A 15648-nucleotide genomic window follows, 5' to 3' on the forward strand; every position below is an offset into this window, starting at 1 on the left:
CGGTTGTTTGCTGGTCAAAGAGATCTACGGATTCCTTTTTTTTCATAACTATGTACGCTCTCGGTATGCCCTCGCTATCATCATCCCCACGTTGTATAATCATTGTATTCCTTTTCAGGAGGTCTGACTAAATGAGCTACAGCAAATACTTCCCCTTGGAAAACTATTTGAATCAAGTTTCAATCACCCTTACATATGCAGAGCTTGAGGAGATTCTTGGATTTACGTTACCCCCTACAGCGTATAATCGCGAACAATGGTGGGTGAATAATTCCAATAATCATACACAGGCACTATCCTGGTTAAATGCCGGATGGAAGGTTGAGAATGTGATTCTAGGAAAACAAGTAACTTTTGTCCGCTGCGAGTCATAATCGATCTGTACGATATAGATTAATAGTTATAACTCCAAAGGTTCTATTTTTCCATAAATGTTATTCGAGACAAAAAAAGCAGGGTAGACTGATGAATTCATCAGTTCTCCCCTGCTTTTTAAATTAATTGACTGTCTTATACCACTCGTTCACTTCGGCGGTAATATCATCCCCGCCCATGGATTTCCACTTTGTCACAAACGCATCAAATTCCTCAATGCCTACCTGACCATAGATGATCTTGCTGAACGTATCTTTCTCCAACTTGTCGATTGCGTCCTTCTTCATTTTCATCGTTTCGGTTGGTGCCCCGGTGAACTTGTTCTTGATCGCGTTATCTTTATTCGCAACGACCACCTCAGCGGCTACAAATACTTCCGGTTTGTTGGCAATCTTCGTATTTTTCTCAAAAGGAGTCTCCGGTTCCTTGCCCTTCGCAAGTTCCGCCAGCGTATCCATCATGAGATTCGGAATCCGTGCACCATCATACGTAATCGTATATTTGAGTGGTGATACGCCGTCCTTCACTTCAGCTTCACCAACGACTTTGCCATCCACGATGTCATAATCATATCCTTGTGCGAAGCCATGTTCGAACTCGCTGCCCACTTCCGGATTAGCAAAGTTGTCGAACAGATAATTTTGGTACGTGAAGAAAATCTCCGGGTTCGCCATGTCTTTGTTAATCAGTACAACGCCGTTACTTGCACCAGAACCATGCTGGTGGCTCTCACCTGTTGGTCCTGTAGGTAAAGCAATGGCCTTGTACGTGGCACCGTCCACATTTTTCTTCACATCATCAATCGGCCAGTTTGGCATCCAGTGTGGTCCCACGATAATGCCAGCTTTGCCTGCGGTGAACAGTTCTGCTGCCTTGATCTCGTCATAGACACCCGCTTCTTTGGGCAGGTAACCTTTGGACAACCAATCTTTCATCGTTGCTAGACCTTCCTTCACCCCTGGCTGGATGGAGCCATATTGCAGTGTGCCGTCTCCAGCATCATTCCACTGTCCAGGCATCGTGTTGTACATGCCGAAGATCCAGCCGGATTCCGTCATCCAGGTATTGAGCGCATTTTTCATGCCCACGGTCAGACCATACGTATCTTTCTTGCCGTTCCCATCCGGGTCTTGATTTGTAAAAGCATCCATGACCGTAACCAGCTCATCCATGGTTTTTGGTTCTTCCAGTCCCAGCTTCTTCAGCCAGTCTTCCCGAATGAACATGACCGAATCGCCGTTGTACGCATAATCGAAGATCGGAATACCGTAACGCTCGCCCTCATACATGTATGGATACCATTCCTCGGGTGCCGATTCAGATGCCTGTTTCCATGTGTCCGAAGCATACTTGTCAAACAACTCGCCTGCATTGGCAAATTTGCCGGACTCAATTAATTCCCGGACCAGATTGTAGTCTCCCCGAATGGAGACAATATCCGGCAGTTCTTCGTTAGCGGACAGGGACAAGCGCAATTTCGTGTAAAATGCATCATTTGTCACCGATACAGCCCATGGCGTAGTCAGATCGATGCCAAGCCGTTCCTTGGCCCATTTGGTATGCACATTGTTCTGGGCTGTTTCCCCGTTCTTGAATTTCGTATCATCATTCCAGGCCCGCAAATAACTCATCTGTACCGCCGGTTCATACTTCCCATCTTGCAGAGCAAGTGGTGCAGCGGCTTCCTTCGCCGGTTCTTCCTTGGCCCCCGAACTACATGCCGTTACAGCAACCATCGTGATTGCGAGCAATGCCGTCATCATTTTTCTATACATGAACTAACCCCTCCTCAGGTAACTTGGATACCCTTATGTGCCAAATGCACCTTACATGAAAAGGATAGTGCAGCCGGGGAGGCAAACATATATCACAATTTCAATGTTCATATCGATTTGTCAACCGTTCCGAAAATCCTGCGGGGTCAGTCCATAATGTTTGCGGAACACCTGAATGAAATAAGGTGTATTATTGTACCCCACTTCCTGACCGACTTCATAGATCTTCATCGCCGTATGCTTCAGCAAATGAACCGCACGTTCCATTCTGGAACGGATAATATAATCACTAATGCCTTCACCTGTGGATTGTTTGTACATTTTCGACAGATATACGGGGTGCAGATGCACCTCTCCTGCAATGACTTGTAACGATAAATCCTCGCCAAGATGATGGTCAATCCATTGCTGTACCTGCCGAATCAGCGTTGATCCGGCATCCTGTCCCGCATCGCTTGTGCTCTCTGCCCACTGCTGCATTACAGACCGAGTCCACGTTTCCAGACTACGCAGCGAGATGCCATAACCATCCTTGAGCAGCTGCTGGTATTGCTCGCCAAGCACTTCGGCTAACTGTCTTCCTTCCCGATGAGCCATATAGGAGAATGCTGCCGCCAGATAATGAAATGCCACATACACATGCTCCGGGAACACACTGTTCGACAGTTCGGCAAAGATCTGATCAATCTTGCGGTGTGCATCCTCCATGCGCCCGGCTTCCAGTAATGTCGTCAGACCCGGTGGTTCATACAGCGCTGCAAGAGACTTCAACGTGGCCCCATTGGTTCCTGCCGCCGCATTCAGATGTAATCCTTTGCCCGCCTCGGCCTGCTTGCGAAGTGCACTCACAGCTTGATGATATAGCTGCGGCACCTGATCTGGGAAACGCCCAATACGACTAACGGACAGGGAAATGGTCGCGTTCAGATACTGCCTCACACTGTGGATCAACCGCTCTCCAAGTCGGCCCATTAACATTTCTGGTTCGGCCTGAGTTTGTTTGGGACTGGCCATGAAGACCAGATCATCATAGGCATCATCCGTATGGCAGAGATGATAGGTACTGCCGCAGATCTCTTCCACTACATTCGAGATGGCATACTTCATCAGTCGAAACGCTTTATGTGTAGGTTGATGGTCATCATACCGGATGAGCAACAGTTGCATTTTATCCTGTGGACGGAACCCGATCTCCAATTGCTCCAGCTTGCCTTCGAGTTCAGCATCCGCAAATTTATGCCCTAACAATACATCCTTCATCAGCTCCGCTCGCTTCTCAGGCAAATGTTCCCTTACCGAATACATGGCCCGCTGATGCAGCAATTGTTTCTCACCCTCCAGGCGAATCTGCACTACAGCCTGTTGCACGGATTCGATCAGTTCCTCGTCCCGGACCGGCTTGAGCAGATAACTGACTGTCCCATGTTTGAGTGCCTGCTTCGCATAATCGAAGGAAGCATGCCCCGATAAAATAATACATTTTGTCTGTTCCCACTTTTGGCGGATGTGCCTGACCAGATCCAGACCGGACATACCCGGCATACGGATATCCGTGATAATAATATGGACCTGATGTGATGCCATATGTTCCAAGGCTTCTTTGACAGAATAGGCTTTGAATACCTGACCAATCCCGTGTTCTCTCCACGGTATCGAGACAGCGATCGACTCTACTGCTGAATGTTCATCATCCACGACCATCAGATTCATCATGCGGTTGTTCCTCCTCAAACCATCGAATTTCTACACTAAGTCCACCATAGGGAATCGCTCCAAAATGAAGCCCCGACGACAGCCCATATCGCGTAACGAGACGCTGGTGCACATTCCACGTGCCTGTTCCAATCTCCTCACCCATCGGTTCATTGATCTCCCGTTCCAATTCCGCAATCTCTTCCGCTGTCAGCGTGACACCGTCATTGTCTACAAACAGGCTATATCTTGTATATTTCCGACCCTCAATATGTTCGGGTACCGCCATCCCCGTTACGACGACATGCCCACTGCCCTCCATCGGCTCAATGCCATGGATCACCGCATTCTCTACGATGGGTTGAATGAGCAGTCGCGGAATGTGAAGCAACATCAGTTGCTGCGGTACGGCAATCTCGTAGGTCAGCCGGTTGGTCCGCATCTGTTGAATGGACAAATAATGGTCCAGCAGCCGGATTTCTTCCTCTACTGTCGTCATATCATTCTCGCCCCGCGTAATGTAGCGATAGTAGTCTCCCAGACTTAGCGACATGGCAATAACGGCTTCACGGTTGCCGAGCTGGGTCATATTTTTGATATAAAACAGGCAGTTGTACAGGAAATGCGGATTGATCTGTGATTGCAGATGTTTCAATGTGGCTTCCCTTGAACGGATACGTTCCTCGTATACCTTCTCGATCAGTTCCTGAATCTGCTCTGCCATATGGTTGAAACTCTGGGTCAGGTACGCGAATTCATCCCGAGAGTGATCGACAGGAATCCGCGTGGACAGCTGCCCTTTGCGAATCTGTTGCAACCCTCTCATCAAACGATGGATGGGCACCTGAACTTTTCGATACAAAAGCAGTGCAGCCCCAATACTTAGCACGAGCAGTAACAGAATGGAGGTAATAAACATATTTCGGCTCTTGTCCATCGGGGTTAGCAAATCATCCAATACCACAGGGTTCACGTATACCGCTTGCAGTTGTTTGGAGTGCACGTAACTGACCAGATATTGTTTACCGCCCACTTCCAATTGATGATTGCCTTCCCTCTCCGGCCCGTTAAAAGGCATATCACGCATGATCGCTTCGACCAGTTCGGGGTCCGCCGTACGGTTCAGCAACGGATCGTTACCTGGTACCAGCAAGAAGGGATCTCCTCCCTGTGTCTCTTTGAAATCATCCAACATGGCAACCACGTTCATCGGGTCAAAATTAATCTCCATCACCGTTCGCACGCCTGTATTCATCGGTTTTTCATTCCACTCGTAGTTATCCGTGAAAAAGTAGGTGAAACTCCCCTTCTCCAGCTGCCATTGGCCAGGTTGCGGGAACGTCAACATCTTCTCATCGTAGACTGTCCGGCTGGACATGGTGGATAACACAAGTTCCGCTTGTGGCAGGACAATGGTAATATCGTTCTTCCAGCGGCTGGTGGACTGGTACAACGATAATTTGTCGAGAATATCCAGATAGATACTGTTCTTCTCATATTGGCTGGTGGAGTCCGTCATGTAACGGTAATGCAGGATACTCGGATCTCGCAGCAATGTCAGGCCATACAGCGAGAGCTGCTCGATATTTTTATCCACCTGCGAACTGAAATAATTGAACTGGTTCAGACTCGACTGTTGTTTCTCTTCAACGACCATGTCCACATTTGCCTGGTTCGCGTATGTATACAGCAGCAGAATGGGTACGAGCAGGCAGATTAAGAGAATGACCGTCTTCGTAAATACTGTGAATTTCATCGTTTCACCCTGTCCCTAAATTTGGAGTCGTTCTACACCGAAGTCCTATTTTATATTGAAAGCCCTTACAATTCTATATGATTTTTTGTTCTCCCGTTTTCCTGTGACTTGAAGACCTCTGTTTCCTCAACAAGTTAATATTTCAACATCCGCATTGAAATGTTGTTCTATAGTCGACCTTTCTCCGTTGCTATAATTCAGTTGCTCCACTCTGTACAGAGGCTTATTCGCCTCACTTTCAGGGCTGGACGAGATAAAGGAGGGACCCTGATGGCTATGGAACAACCGTTAACAACCAATACGCCGGTGCGAAAAATGTCACCCCATCCACGCAAACGTACCCGCTGGAATTTCAAACGCACATGGCCGCTGCATCTAATGCTGTTGCCTGCTGTACTGCTCACTTTACTGTTCGCCTATGTGCCCATGGGCGGCATTATTATTGCTTTTCAAGACTTCAAACCGTGGCTGGGATTCACTGGATCCAAATGGGTGGGCTGGGACAACTTCCGGTTCATGTTCGAATATCCCGATAGCGTTCAGGTCATCTGGAACACGGTGTTAATTGCTTCGATGAAAATTGTGGCCGGACTTGTGGCCCCCGTGGTGTTTGCCATTTTGCTAAACGAGGTTCGGAACTCTACGTTCAAACGTTTCTCACAGACCTTGGTGTATCTGCCCCATTTCCTGTCCTGGGTTGTCCTGGGCGGCATTCTGCTCGATATGTTATCACCGGAAGGTGGGCTGGTAAACCAGGTTTTAGCCGCGGCTGGTGTTGAACCGATCTTTTTTCTGGGAGATGGCGACTGGTTCCGTGTAACGGTGGTTGTCAGTGATGTGTGGAAGGAGTTTGGATTCGGAACGATTGTATTTCTGGCAGCACTGGCGGGTATTAACCCGGCATTGTATGAGGCTTCGGAGGTGGATGGGGCAACACGGCTTAGACAGACATTACATATTACCCTGCCTGCGCTCGTGCCGATGATTATCGTGGTAGGTACGTTATCGCTGGGCAACATCCTGAATGCAGGTTTTGACCAGATCTTTAACCTGTACAATCCACTGGTATATGAGAAAGGCGATATTATCGATACCTTTGTTTACCGGATGGGAATTCTGAATGGCAAAATGAGCTTTGCGACCGCTGTTGGACTATTCAAATCATTTGTCGCGATGTTCCTGGTCATCTCTGCGTACCGGATGGCGTACAAAATCGCCAATTACCGTATTTTTTAAGGAGGAATCAAGGTGTATCACAAAACAACCGGGTACCGTATATTCAATGGTTTCAACCTGATATTCATCGCGGCCGTCTCGATCCTGTGCATCCTGCCGCTGGTCCATATTCTGGCGGTTTCCTTCAGTGGTAAAGCGGCAGCATCCGCCAATCTGGTAACACTGTGGCCGATTGATTTTACGGTGGACGCCTATACCAAAACATTTGGTAACAGTAACTTTATCAGCGCACTCTGGATTTCAGTCCAACGTACCGTTCTTGGCACACTGCTCAGTATGACACTTGTTTTCCTGACGGCTTATCCGTTATCCAAGGAGAGTCTGCACTTTAAAGGACGTTCGTTATATGCGTGGTTTTTCATCTTCACGATGCTGTTCAGCGGGGGATTGATTCCGTCCTATATTTTGATCCAGAAGCTTGGATTGATGAATACGATGTGGGCTCTCATTTTGCCGGGAGCGGTGGCTGTCTGGAACCTGATTCTCATGATGAACTTTTTCCGCAACGTGCCAAAAGAGCTGGAAGAAGCCGCATTTATCGATGGAGCCAACCATATCACAACCCTGTTCAAAATCTATCTGCCTGTTTCCATGCCCGCCATTGCCACGATCTCCTTATTCACCATGGTAGGTCAATGGAATTCCTGGTTTGACGGTTTGATCTATATGAATGATGCTTCCAAATATCCACTCGCCACGTTAATGCAGACCATAATTGTACAGCAAGATTTCTCCAACATGAACGTGGATGCAACGCAGCTCCAGAACATGTCTCAACGTACGGTGAACGCGGCTCAGATCTTTATTGGGGCTCTGCCGATTCTGCTCGTATATCCGTTCTTGCAGCGTTTCTTCGTAAAGGGGATTGTGCTCGGGGCGGTAAAAGAGTAAGGCAAACACACGGAATCCCTTCTTGGAATTCTTTGTTCAGAAAGATCATGATTTCAGTTGATTCGAGATCGTTCTCCCGCGAGTTGCATTGTTATATTCATTAATTAACTCATCCAGCACCATGGATTGGCGAATAACCTCCGGATGCCATAGTTCCGGGTATTGAGCTGCAATCTGGTAGAGCCTTTGCCGTGCATGTTCGATACATTCCTGAATGGTTTCCGGATTATGTACCATACTCCCGCCCCCTGTTGTCCTTGAATATCATCATCCAAAAAAGACCATCTAATATAATATTCGGAACAAGAGGTGATTTGGATTACCCCAAAATTAAAATTTTGGTTATTTTTTCTTGTAAAAGTTATGATTAGCGTGGATCACATGAGTTGATGTGCATATATGTTCAATACAAATAAACCGGATCGGCTGCGCCTGTCCGGTTTTATTCCTGCTGAGTTTTTCAATTTTCTCTATCATGCTCCATTCATCTTAATCCAACATCCTTAAAACGATTGCCTATCGTCTCTGGAAAGGCACGTTTAATCGCATCAATGGCACGTTGTTCCGTAGCCCCTGCCTTCCGGATAAGCTCAATTACTCTTTGCACACATTCCGGTTCTCTCGAATCCCAAGAGATGGAGTTGTCTATTTCCTCAATGATCATTGTGTACAGGTTTGCGAGTAGCTCATACTCGTCTATGACCTGGTCCATTTGAATGGACAGATGCTTAAGTCCTGCAACATAAGAGGCAATATCCAATCTTGATTTGGCATAATAGCGAAGTACAGTTGCCGCTTGTTCTGCGTCATATGTTCCTGACTGCAAAGCAGCAGCAATAGCGGCATACGCAGCCGCTCCACAGGCGTAATCTTGGGGCGGAAGCATATAGTCATGGGTTTCCCATTTGTACACGGCCTGGATTAACGATTCCTTGCAGACTTCCCATAAATCGATAGGTGCATAGGCTTCCAGAACCTGATAATACCAGTAGGGTGTACTGTTCCTCCCAAACGAATCATAGGGCAGACGAATGATTTCATCACCTTGACTTTCACAGATGAATAAGACCCGTTCCACATCATCATATCCAGTAACAATGACAAATTGATCGTGCCAGAGAATCGCACCTACGCCACGGTCAATGGAAGCTTTGATATCCAGCAGAGCCTGCTTCTGATAGAGCGGAAAAGTCGGTTCAAATGAAAATCCACCATGTTGTCCCGTTGTCACACCAATGAAGTCTGCTGCGACAAAGTTCTCTGCCATCCAATTGTATGCGGAGATTGACTCTGACGTCAGACGCCGATCCACCACTAATCGGAATGCACTTGCTGTCATGCCTGCAATCATGTGGTGTGGGAAAACCGTCCACTGTTTATGTAATAAAATGCGAAACAACGCATCTGTATATGCGCTCACACCGCTCCATGATCTATCTTCATCAGCAAAATTCACAGCTTGCGGGGATTGAATCCAGTCCTGCAGTACTACTTTTGTCGCCATCATCCTTCACTCCCTTCCTCTCTCATCCTATCGTGCGGAATGCGCTCCCCACCGTGGTATAGTGGACCTTTTACGGTCAGGATACTTCCTGGATATTACTCGAAAATAATCAATGGCCTGCTCTTCCAGTGCTTTCGCCTTCACGAGTACTTGTGCTAAATCTTCTGTGGTGTCTGGTCGCAAGACACGTCTATTCTCCTGCTGAACCATATATCCTTTCATTTGGTCAATTAACGTCCCAAGTTGTTCATAACATGCACAAGCCTGGTCCAGTTCGTTCCATATCCCTCGAACACCCTGCAAATACATCCTTATTTCGGTTCGCGAATGGCAGAAGGATTCCAAAATATAACCTGCACCGGTTTCATCGAAATCCCCACTCCGCAGGGCCTCCACCCACACATCATATGCCTTTCTACCTGAAGTAATATTCTGATCTGGTAACAGACGATAGGGAATATCCCAATCCTCAATCGCCAGTCGCAGGGATTCCAGCAGCATCTGCTGTTCAGGGATGCGGATCTGATCACCAAACACCTGACAATACCAAAATCCGGTAAAGTTTAAGCCAAAATTGTCATACAACAAAATCTGCGGTTCCTTGCTCCATCCGTCTTGCACATAAAAGATGCGGTCACTGTCATCATATCCATGAATAACACCAAACTCAGGAATCCAGTAAATCACACCAGTGCCTTCATCAATACTCCGTCTCACCCAATTCACTGCATCCTGCTGATAATAACCGAACGTGGAATGACGTGTACGTCCCCCATCCCAGATCGTGAATATCCCCAGGTTATCGACTCCGGGACGATGTGCTTCCCCCCATTGTCCATACGCTGTAACCGACATGGGAAGTAGTCTGCGATGTACCGACAGCTTGAAAGCCATGCCCGTATATCCGGCAAGTACAACCTTGGAACCTTGAAACTGGCCTGTATGGGTTAGTATCGCATGCAGACTATCCACGTACGATTTGGACTCCCGCTTCATGATGAGGTTATCTAGAATGTTCTCAGCCAAGGATGGATCTTCTCCTCTCTACACTGGTTTATTCCACGTTTTGTTTACCTTGTATCGCGAGCCTGTCAATTAATCTTTCTGCGCTTTGCTGAAGCTTGCGTCTAAGCCACCCAGGAGACAAAAGTTCCTCCCATTCACTAACAAACAAATGCTGCAAGAAAGCGTCCGTGTCATAAAATTCAATTGAATAAATCTGATCTTGCCTAGCCCGAATACGATACCCTTCCCATAGGTCCATTTGCTGCAATTCCTTCAAGCGAATCTCAGCTACAAACGGTTTACGCACAGGCAGTGTTTCTTCCCATCCACTTAGAAGAGCATCTGACTTGTACTCAAATCTCTCATTCAAGATCGATACATGAACAATGCCCTCCAAGCGAATGGCCACTTGCTGTACAGGGTCTGCTTCATAACCCACCACGTAATCGGCGTTAAACTGGGATATCATCTTTAATGGACACAAGGAAAACTGCCGTTCTCCATCGTGATCCCTGTAATGAATATGTACTCTGCGCAAGTCAGTTATGGCGTGGGACAACAATTCAAAGAATTGCAGTTGCTTCGGTTGCGCCGAAAATACTGGGAGTTCACTACTTCCCATCTGTTGTTCCTCCAACGTAAAACGCTCCAGCAAATGCGCTACACGTTTCACCGCGTCCGATTGATCATAATCGTAATGCCGGTAACGATGCGCCAGATATTTCAGCACACGCTGCTCTTCTTCGGTCATATACAAATGGGGCAATCGAAAAGTCTGATCCTCATAACAATAGCCCCGATATTTTGCCATATACACCAAAGGGGCTCGCAAGGAACTTGCCATATATTCAATATCACGCTGAGCCTGACGACGGGAGATTTCAAATTCACGGGCAAGCCAGCTGCTATTCGGAAAACGTCCACCCCGAATCTGTTCGTCAAACCAGTGAATCCGATGCATGTTACTCATCTTCCCGCCCCCATCTCATCCATTCCTAATATATTCGATTATATCAAAAGACATGGCCCGTTCCGAAGAACAGGCCAGTTATGTTATACATGTGCCTTATCCACTCTGGATTGCACGGCTTTGGAGCATTTCTTGCATACTTTCAGACTTGTACCGTCTGTTTTTGTTTGCGTATACAACAATTTAATTCGGGTACTGCTACACACCGGGCATGTTCCCCGGCCCCTGGAAGGAAGACTCCACAAAACGCGTCCTCTTTTAGTTTTTGCCAATGGTTGTGAACCTCTTTTCGATATGGTTTGTGTGTTCACCGTTATTATATAGGGCATGGTACGACACAGAATGTCGCAGCAGTATTAGAGGTATTTCAGAAAATAAAAATGTCCCCTCTTCAACCTGAAGAAAGGACAACATTTAGGAAAGACCTGTGCTCGACTGAGCTGCGGCCTGCAATAACGGTTGCAGGAGTCCTGGAAAGCGCATTTCCAAATCATCGGATCGCAGGGTGAGAAAATGCTGTGTGCCCTGCACTCTGACCCGAATAACTCCGGCTTCCCGCAGAGTGCGAATGTGATGCGACATCGTTGACTTCACAACAGGTGCATGAAAATGACTGCACGGTTGCTCCCCGCTTCTCGCTGCTTCGGCAACAATCCCAAGACGGGTCGGGTCGCTTAATGCGTACAATACGGAGGAAAGTTCAATATCTGATACTTGTGGATGATGTAAAATCTTCATATTGTAGTCTCCTTTTTTCAGACTATCCATTGTATTTTAACACAGATCCATGATATATTTCTAATGTTCGACACCAATCGAACTTTAATGATTTCGTTATGTAACCCCTGCTGTTAGGCACGGGATTGACATCATACTACATTTTGCAAATGTTACACACCGTTTCTGAAATGTTGCGAAATACACATCACTCTAGGAGGTTTTTATGAACAACACCGCAACCGCATCATCAGGGGAACGGACCGGAATACAGGAAGGATTAATTGTAAGCTTGCTTGGCTTCACCGTTGTACTCGTTGTTATGAATACAATGATGTTTAATCTGGCCCTACCCAAAATTGCAGCCGAATTTATGCTTACATCCGTCGCTTCCTCATGGATTGTTACAGGGTATTCCATTGTATTTGCCATTTCCTCGATTACGTTCTCACGTCTATCGGATTTCATACCTATTCGTACATTATTCACGACCGGGCTTACGTTACTTGGGGCGGCATCCGTTCTCGGGTTCTTCAGTAATCATTTCATCATTTTGCTCATTGCACGTCTGATCCAGGCTGCGGGTGCTGCATCAGTTCCGGGGCTTGCCATTGTGCTGATTACCCGGTACATTCCACATGATCGCCGGGGTAAATCGATGGCTGTCATCATGTCCGCGAGTTCACTGGGGCTTGGACTTGGTCCCGTCATCGGCGGAAGTATTACTCAGTTTCTGGGATGGCATGATCTGTTTATCGTTACGGGATTAACGTTATTCTTGATTCCTGTATTCTTCAAACTGCTTCCGCGGGAAACACCGCAAAAAGGTTCATTTGACCTGCTGGGTGCCGTGCTTCTTGCCATCGGTACTACCGGTGTGCTGTTATTCCTGACTTCCCGTCAGTGGTACACGCTTGTTATCGGTGCTGCGGCACTGCTTCTGTTCTGGCTCCGAATTCGGCGCGCGGCAGATCCATTTGTTCAACCTGCTTTGTTCAAAGACAAAAAATATATGATGCTCAGCTCGCTGGGAATTGTATCGTACATTAATAACTTCTCAACGTTGTTCCTGTTACCTCAAATTTTGGCGCATCTATATGGACTGACACCTGCTCAATCGGGACTCGTCATCTTCCCGGGTGCAGTCGTGTCCATGCTGCTGTCCAACCGGATCGGCCGCATGATTGACCGACATGGCAATACGTTGCTGCTGAAGTTTGCACCATGGCTACTACTGGCAGCTGCCGGACTATTCGCCTTATTTGCAGACAATAACATCTACGCCATCATGGCCGTGTATGTCCTGCTCAGCGTTGGTTTCTCATCCCTGACCACCAGCGTATCCAATGAATTGTCTGGCAATCTGACCATGGATCAGGTGGGCGCAGGTATGGGGCTGTTCCAACTTAGTCAGTTCTTCAGCGGTGCTTTCAGTGTTGCTGTTACCGGCGTAGCATTAACGGCGATGCAAAACATGCCACTATCCTCAGCGTACACCAATATTTTCTGGGGCATGACTGTGGTCGCACTGGCATCCGTTATTTTCTCTCAGGTGTATCTGAGAATGCAGTCACGGAAAGTCACGAAAACAAGTCATCAGATCTAGAATTTCATCCTAACCTGTTATATCGCTATCAAACACAAGAAACCAGGTAAGGGCCACGACGGTCCAGACCTGGTTTTTCAATGTATATCAAAAAGGATCGTCAGCATTTCTGCAACGATCCGTATTGTCACTCCTCTAGTTGACAACAGCTCTGCTAATCAATCTGACCGGCTTCCTTCTTGTCTTTTATTGAACTAGTACTCAATACGTCGCTTTTGGAGCAAACTGACCTTGATTCTTTAGAGCATAGTCAAAAAAACGAAGGATGAGTTCATTTTGAGTTTCAATCGCGTAATATTTATCTATATTTGCTTTTCTGCCTTCATGCAACAGGTCTGCCAATATAGGCGAGAATAAAGGTAGATCGGTTAAACTTAAATGTTTTGCGCCTTTAAAATGAACGTTGTATGCATCTTTAAAATTTTCATTCGAAATACGATTCGCGATATACGGAGGACTGCTGTAGAGCTGTATCCACACATCATCCGAATAAACGTTTAGAAGCGGGATGGTGAAAGCTTCGGATTTTGCATTTATTTCGTTCGTAACTTTATCATACACAAGCTCGCTAAAGAACGGAGCATCTATATTTACTACGGCGTTAATGTCATCGCGTTCTCTGCTCAGTGCCACGCTTGCTGCACCCCCCATAGAATGACCGAAGACACCTATTTTCTGTGTATCGATGCGTCCATATACAGAATCTTTCTTTTGCTCGGCTTGTTCCAGAATCGTATCCATGACAAAACTCATATCATCCGTTCTCAATTTCATCCATTTTTGAGTAAGCTCGTAAAACTCACCAAGTGAATAAACCCCATCTTTATTTGCATTGTTGACTTCTTGCATGTATTCGGGATTAATCGTCACGACTTTTCCATCCTCGGAAACGGTATAAAATGAATGATAGGGATGGTCAATCGAAACGACGAAATAACCATGGCTCGCAAGTTCTGTAAAGGTAGAAGTGTTGCTTGCTTTAATACCGAATGCTCCATGGGAGAACACAAGCAAAGGATAGGTTACGTCTGCCTGTTCAGGATACCAAAATTCCACGTTAACAGACCGCTTGTCTTTCTGATCCGTAAATTCTTCGATTCGATTCTTGTCCATATAGCTGTATGTGGCAGTAGTCACTACATACGGACCTGTCACTCGCGGCAACCTAAACTGTGGAAAAAGTAAAACAGGAACAAGGGTAACAACTACGGTCAGTGTTAACAGAAGGGACTTCCATATCGTAGAGAACGCTTTGTAACGTGCTGGGTTTGTTTGTTTGCGCAGAAGTGCAACTATTTCCTTGAACGCTAATATAAAGAGCAAGCATGCAAACAGCCCCCAAGTGTACTCCCATACGACAACCTTCCCCAGGCTTAGCATCATGAATCCTATAAACATTGCGATTCTCGTCCAACTCTTTATCTTGCTGCGGCTTTGCTTGGTTGCAATGGAATAAACCGCAATTGCCAGCTCAGAGACCAAAGTAACGACAAGTATTAAAATCTCCATAAGGCTTCTCTACTCCTCCTCCAACTTTTTATGAGTTCATCATAATAAATGGCAGAGCAGGTGTATACGCATAAACGATAAGCTGTAGCTGAGAGCCAATAAGTTGTAAAAACAACGCAATGAAGTGTACTTACGCTGCAAATACGACTTTATTTAGGAGCAGTTTGTGTATATCTTCTAAACCTTATTTTTAAATGTTTGTAGTCTTTCATTGATCTTTTCAGCTTCCTTTTTGTCATTCTTATACGTTAGTAGGCGAAGGATAGCGTATACTGTGGCAATTTGCAAAGCCAATAATAGTATACTGAAAGTACCGTTTACAAGATTCAATATGACAGCCAGAGAAATTAATAGGGCTTCCAGAAAAAAGAAATGTAAAATCACTCGGAGGCGCATTTTATTCTCGCTAATCGCATGCGGCGTATATAAAATAATTCCGGTCAAAGTTCCCAGAAAAGAGAAAGCCATAATTGTAAAAATAGTCTGTAATTCGAAACTTGCATCAGGAGCATAGATTTGCCGTAAAATAGCGATGATTATCATTATAGAAGCGAATATAATTAAGAAATCTCTAATCATTTCTTTTATGAGCTCGGAATACTTCATATAGGT

15 protein-coding genes are annotated in these 15648 nt (G+C 46.2%); 4 read left to right on the forward strand and 11 right to left on the reverse strand.

Going from position 1 to position 15648, the window contains the following annotated elements; genetic code table 11:
- Positions 1 to 131: 131 nt before the first annotated feature.
- Positions 132 to 374 carry a hypothetical protein gene (locus MKY01_RS27695; RefSeq protein WP_036606815.1) on the forward strand — a complete coding sequence of 81 codons (243 nt, stop codon included), beginning with the start codon at positions 132 to 134 and terminating at the stop codon, positions 372 to 374.
- A gap of 123 nt (positions 375 to 497) precedes the next feature.
- On the opposite strand, the gene MKY01_RS27700 is transcribed toward MKY01_RS27695, so the two are convergent.
- From MKY01_RS27700 to MKY01_RS27710, 3 genes are all read right to left on the reverse strand, one after another.
- Complete coding sequence (locus MKY01_RS27700; protein WP_036668098.1) at positions 498 to 2150, reverse strand: extracellular solute-binding protein; 1653 nt, start codon at positions 2148 to 2150, stop codon at positions 498 to 500.
- 120 nt (positions 2151 to 2270) lie between these two features.
- On the reverse strand, positions 2271 to 3863 hold the full coding sequence (locus MKY01_RS27705) for a response regulator (RefSeq protein WP_282320179.1): 1593 nt from the start codon (positions 3861 to 3863) through the stop codon (positions 2271 to 2273).
- Positions 3838 to 5598, reverse strand: a complete 1761-nt coding sequence (locus tag MKY01_RS27710) for a histidine kinase (RefSeq protein ID WP_339284346.1) — start codon at positions 5596 to 5598, stop codon at positions 3838 to 3840. Before MKY01_RS27710 ends, MKY01_RS27705 begins: the two co-directional genes overlap by 26 nt.
- Positions 5599 to 5913: 315 nt before the next feature.
- Here MKY01_RS27710 and MKY01_RS27715 point away from each other — a divergent pair, with 315 nt between their 5' ends.
- The gene (locus tag MKY01_RS27715) at positions 5914 to 6834 is read left to right on the forward strand and encodes an ABC transporter permease subunit (protein WP_036607062.1); all 921 of its coding nucleotides are present in this window, start codon (positions 5914 to 5916) and stop codon (positions 6832 to 6834) included.
- A gap of 12 nt (positions 6835 to 6846) precedes the next feature.
- Entirely contained in the window at positions 6847 to 7725 is an 879-nt protein-coding gene (locus MKY01_RS27720; RefSeq protein WP_036606808.1) for a carbohydrate ABC transporter permease, read from the forward strand.
- A 45-nt stretch (positions 7726 to 7770) separates the two neighbouring features.
- On the opposite strand, the gene MKY01_RS27725 is transcribed toward MKY01_RS27720, so the two are convergent.
- The 6 genes from MKY01_RS27725 to MKY01_RS27750 form a co-directional block, all read right to left on the reverse strand.
- On the reverse strand, positions 7771 to 7962 hold the full coding sequence (locus MKY01_RS27725) for an aspartyl-phosphate phosphatase Spo0E family protein (RefSeq protein WP_036606805.1): 192 nt from the start codon (positions 7960 to 7962) through the stop codon (positions 7771 to 7773).
- 247 nt (positions 7963 to 8209) lie between these two features.
- Positions 8210 to 9232 (reverse strand): hypothetical protein, encoded by a 1023-nt coding sequence (locus tag MKY01_RS27730; RefSeq protein ID WP_339284348.1) that lies wholly within the window; start codon positions 9230 to 9232, stop codon positions 8210 to 8212.
- Positions 9233 to 9256: 24 nt separating this feature from the next.
- Positions 9257 to 10255: a hypothetical protein gene (locus tag MKY01_RS27735; RefSeq protein WP_339284350.1), complete on the reverse strand. Its 999-nt coding sequence runs from the start codon at positions 10253 to 10255 to the stop codon at positions 9257 to 9259.
- A 28-nt stretch (positions 10256 to 10283) separates the two neighbouring features.
- On the reverse strand, positions 10284 to 11204 hold the full coding sequence (locus tag MKY01_RS27740; protein ID WP_339284352.1) for a WYL domain-containing protein: 921 nt from the start codon (positions 11202 to 11204) through the stop codon (positions 10284 to 10286).
- Positions 11205 to 11287: 83 nt separating this feature from the next.
- The gene (locus MKY01_RS27745) at positions 11288 to 11476 is read right to left on the reverse strand and encodes a hypothetical protein (protein WP_076253532.1); all 189 of its coding nucleotides are present in this window, start codon (positions 11474 to 11476) and stop codon (positions 11288 to 11290) included.
- A 142-nt stretch (positions 11477 to 11618) separates the two neighbouring features.
- Positions 11619 to 11942: a helix-turn-helix transcriptional regulator gene (locus MKY01_RS27750; RefSeq protein ID WP_282320173.1), complete on the reverse strand. Its 324-nt coding sequence runs from the start codon at positions 11940 to 11942 to the stop codon at positions 11619 to 11621.
- A 205-nt stretch (positions 11943 to 12147) separates the two neighbouring features.
- Here MKY01_RS27750 and MKY01_RS27755 point away from each other — a divergent pair, with 205 nt between their 5' ends.
- Positions 12148 to 13527: an MFS transporter gene (locus MKY01_RS27755; RefSeq protein ID WP_047841635.1), complete on the forward strand. Its 1380-nt coding sequence runs from the start codon at positions 12148 to 12150 to the stop codon at positions 13525 to 13527.
- Positions 13528 to 13728: 201 nt separating this feature from the next.
- Here MKY01_RS27755 and MKY01_RS27760 read toward each other — a convergent pair whose 3' ends face one another.
- On the reverse strand, positions 13729 to 15036 hold the full coding sequence (locus MKY01_RS27760; RefSeq protein WP_315373173.1) for an alpha/beta hydrolase: 1308 nt from the start codon (positions 15034 to 15036) through the stop codon (positions 13729 to 13731).
- A 177-nt stretch (positions 15037 to 15213) separates the two neighbouring features.
- Positions 15214 to 15642: a DUF3021 family protein gene (locus tag MKY01_RS27765; protein ID WP_100529880.1), complete on the reverse strand. Its 429-nt coding sequence runs from the start codon at positions 15640 to 15642 to the stop codon at positions 15214 to 15216.
- Between the last annotated feature and the right edge of the window lie 6 nt (positions 15643 to 15648).

This window comes from Paenibacillus sp. FSL R5-0486, from assembly GCF_037975155.1.
Taxonomy (GTDB): Bacteria; Bacillota; Bacilli; order Paenibacillales; family Paenibacillaceae; genus Paenibacillus; species Paenibacillus amylolyticus.

Excerpts from the sequence above, each read along its gene's own strand:
- MKY01_RS27695 (WP_036606815.1), top strand. The coding sequence starts at position 132 with ATGAGCTACAGCAAATACTTCCCCTTGGAAAACTATTTGAATCAAGTT.
- MKY01_RS27705 (WP_282320179.1), bottom strand. The coding sequence starts at position 3,863 with ATGATGAATCTGATGGTCGTGGATGATGAACATTCAGCAGTAGAGTCG.
- MKY01_RS27730 (WP_339284348.1), bottom strand. The coding sequence starts at position 9,232 with ATGATGGCGACAAAAGTAGTACTGCAGGACTGGATTCAATCCCCGCAA.
- MKY01_RS27725 (WP_036606805.1), bottom strand. The coding sequence starts at position 7,962 with ATGGTACATAATCCGGAAACCATTCAGGAATGTATCGAACATGCACGG.
- MKY01_RS27760 (WP_315373173.1), bottom strand. The coding sequence starts at position 15,036 with ATGGAGATTTTAATACTTGTCGTTACTTTGGTCTCTGAGCTGGCAATT.
- MKY01_RS27750 (WP_282320173.1), bottom strand. The coding sequence starts at position 11,942 with ATGAAGATTTTACATCATCCACAAGTATCAGATATTGAACTTTCCTCC.
- MKY01_RS27700 (WP_036668098.1), bottom strand. The coding sequence starts at position 2,150 with ATGTATAGAAAAATGATGACGGCATTGCTCGCAATCACGATGGTTGCT.
- MKY01_RS27710 (WP_339284346.1), bottom strand. The coding sequence starts at position 5,598 with ATGAAATTCACAGTATTTACGAAGACGGTCATTCTCTTAATCTGCCTG.
- MKY01_RS27740 (WP_339284352.1), bottom strand. The coding sequence starts at position 11,204 with ATGAGTAACATGCATCGGATTCACTGGTTTGACGAACAGATTCGGGGT.
- MKY01_RS27755 (WP_047841635.1), top strand. The coding sequence starts at position 12,148 with ATGAACAACACCGCAACCGCATCATCAGGGGAACGGACCGGAATACAG.
- MKY01_RS27715 (WP_036607062.1), top strand. The coding sequence starts at position 5,914 with ATGTCACCCCATCCACGCAAACGTACCCGCTGGAATTTCAAACGCACA.
- MKY01_RS27765 (WP_100529880.1), bottom strand. The coding sequence starts at position 15,642 with ATGAAGTATTCCGAGCTCATAAAAGAAATGATTAGAGATTTCTTAATT.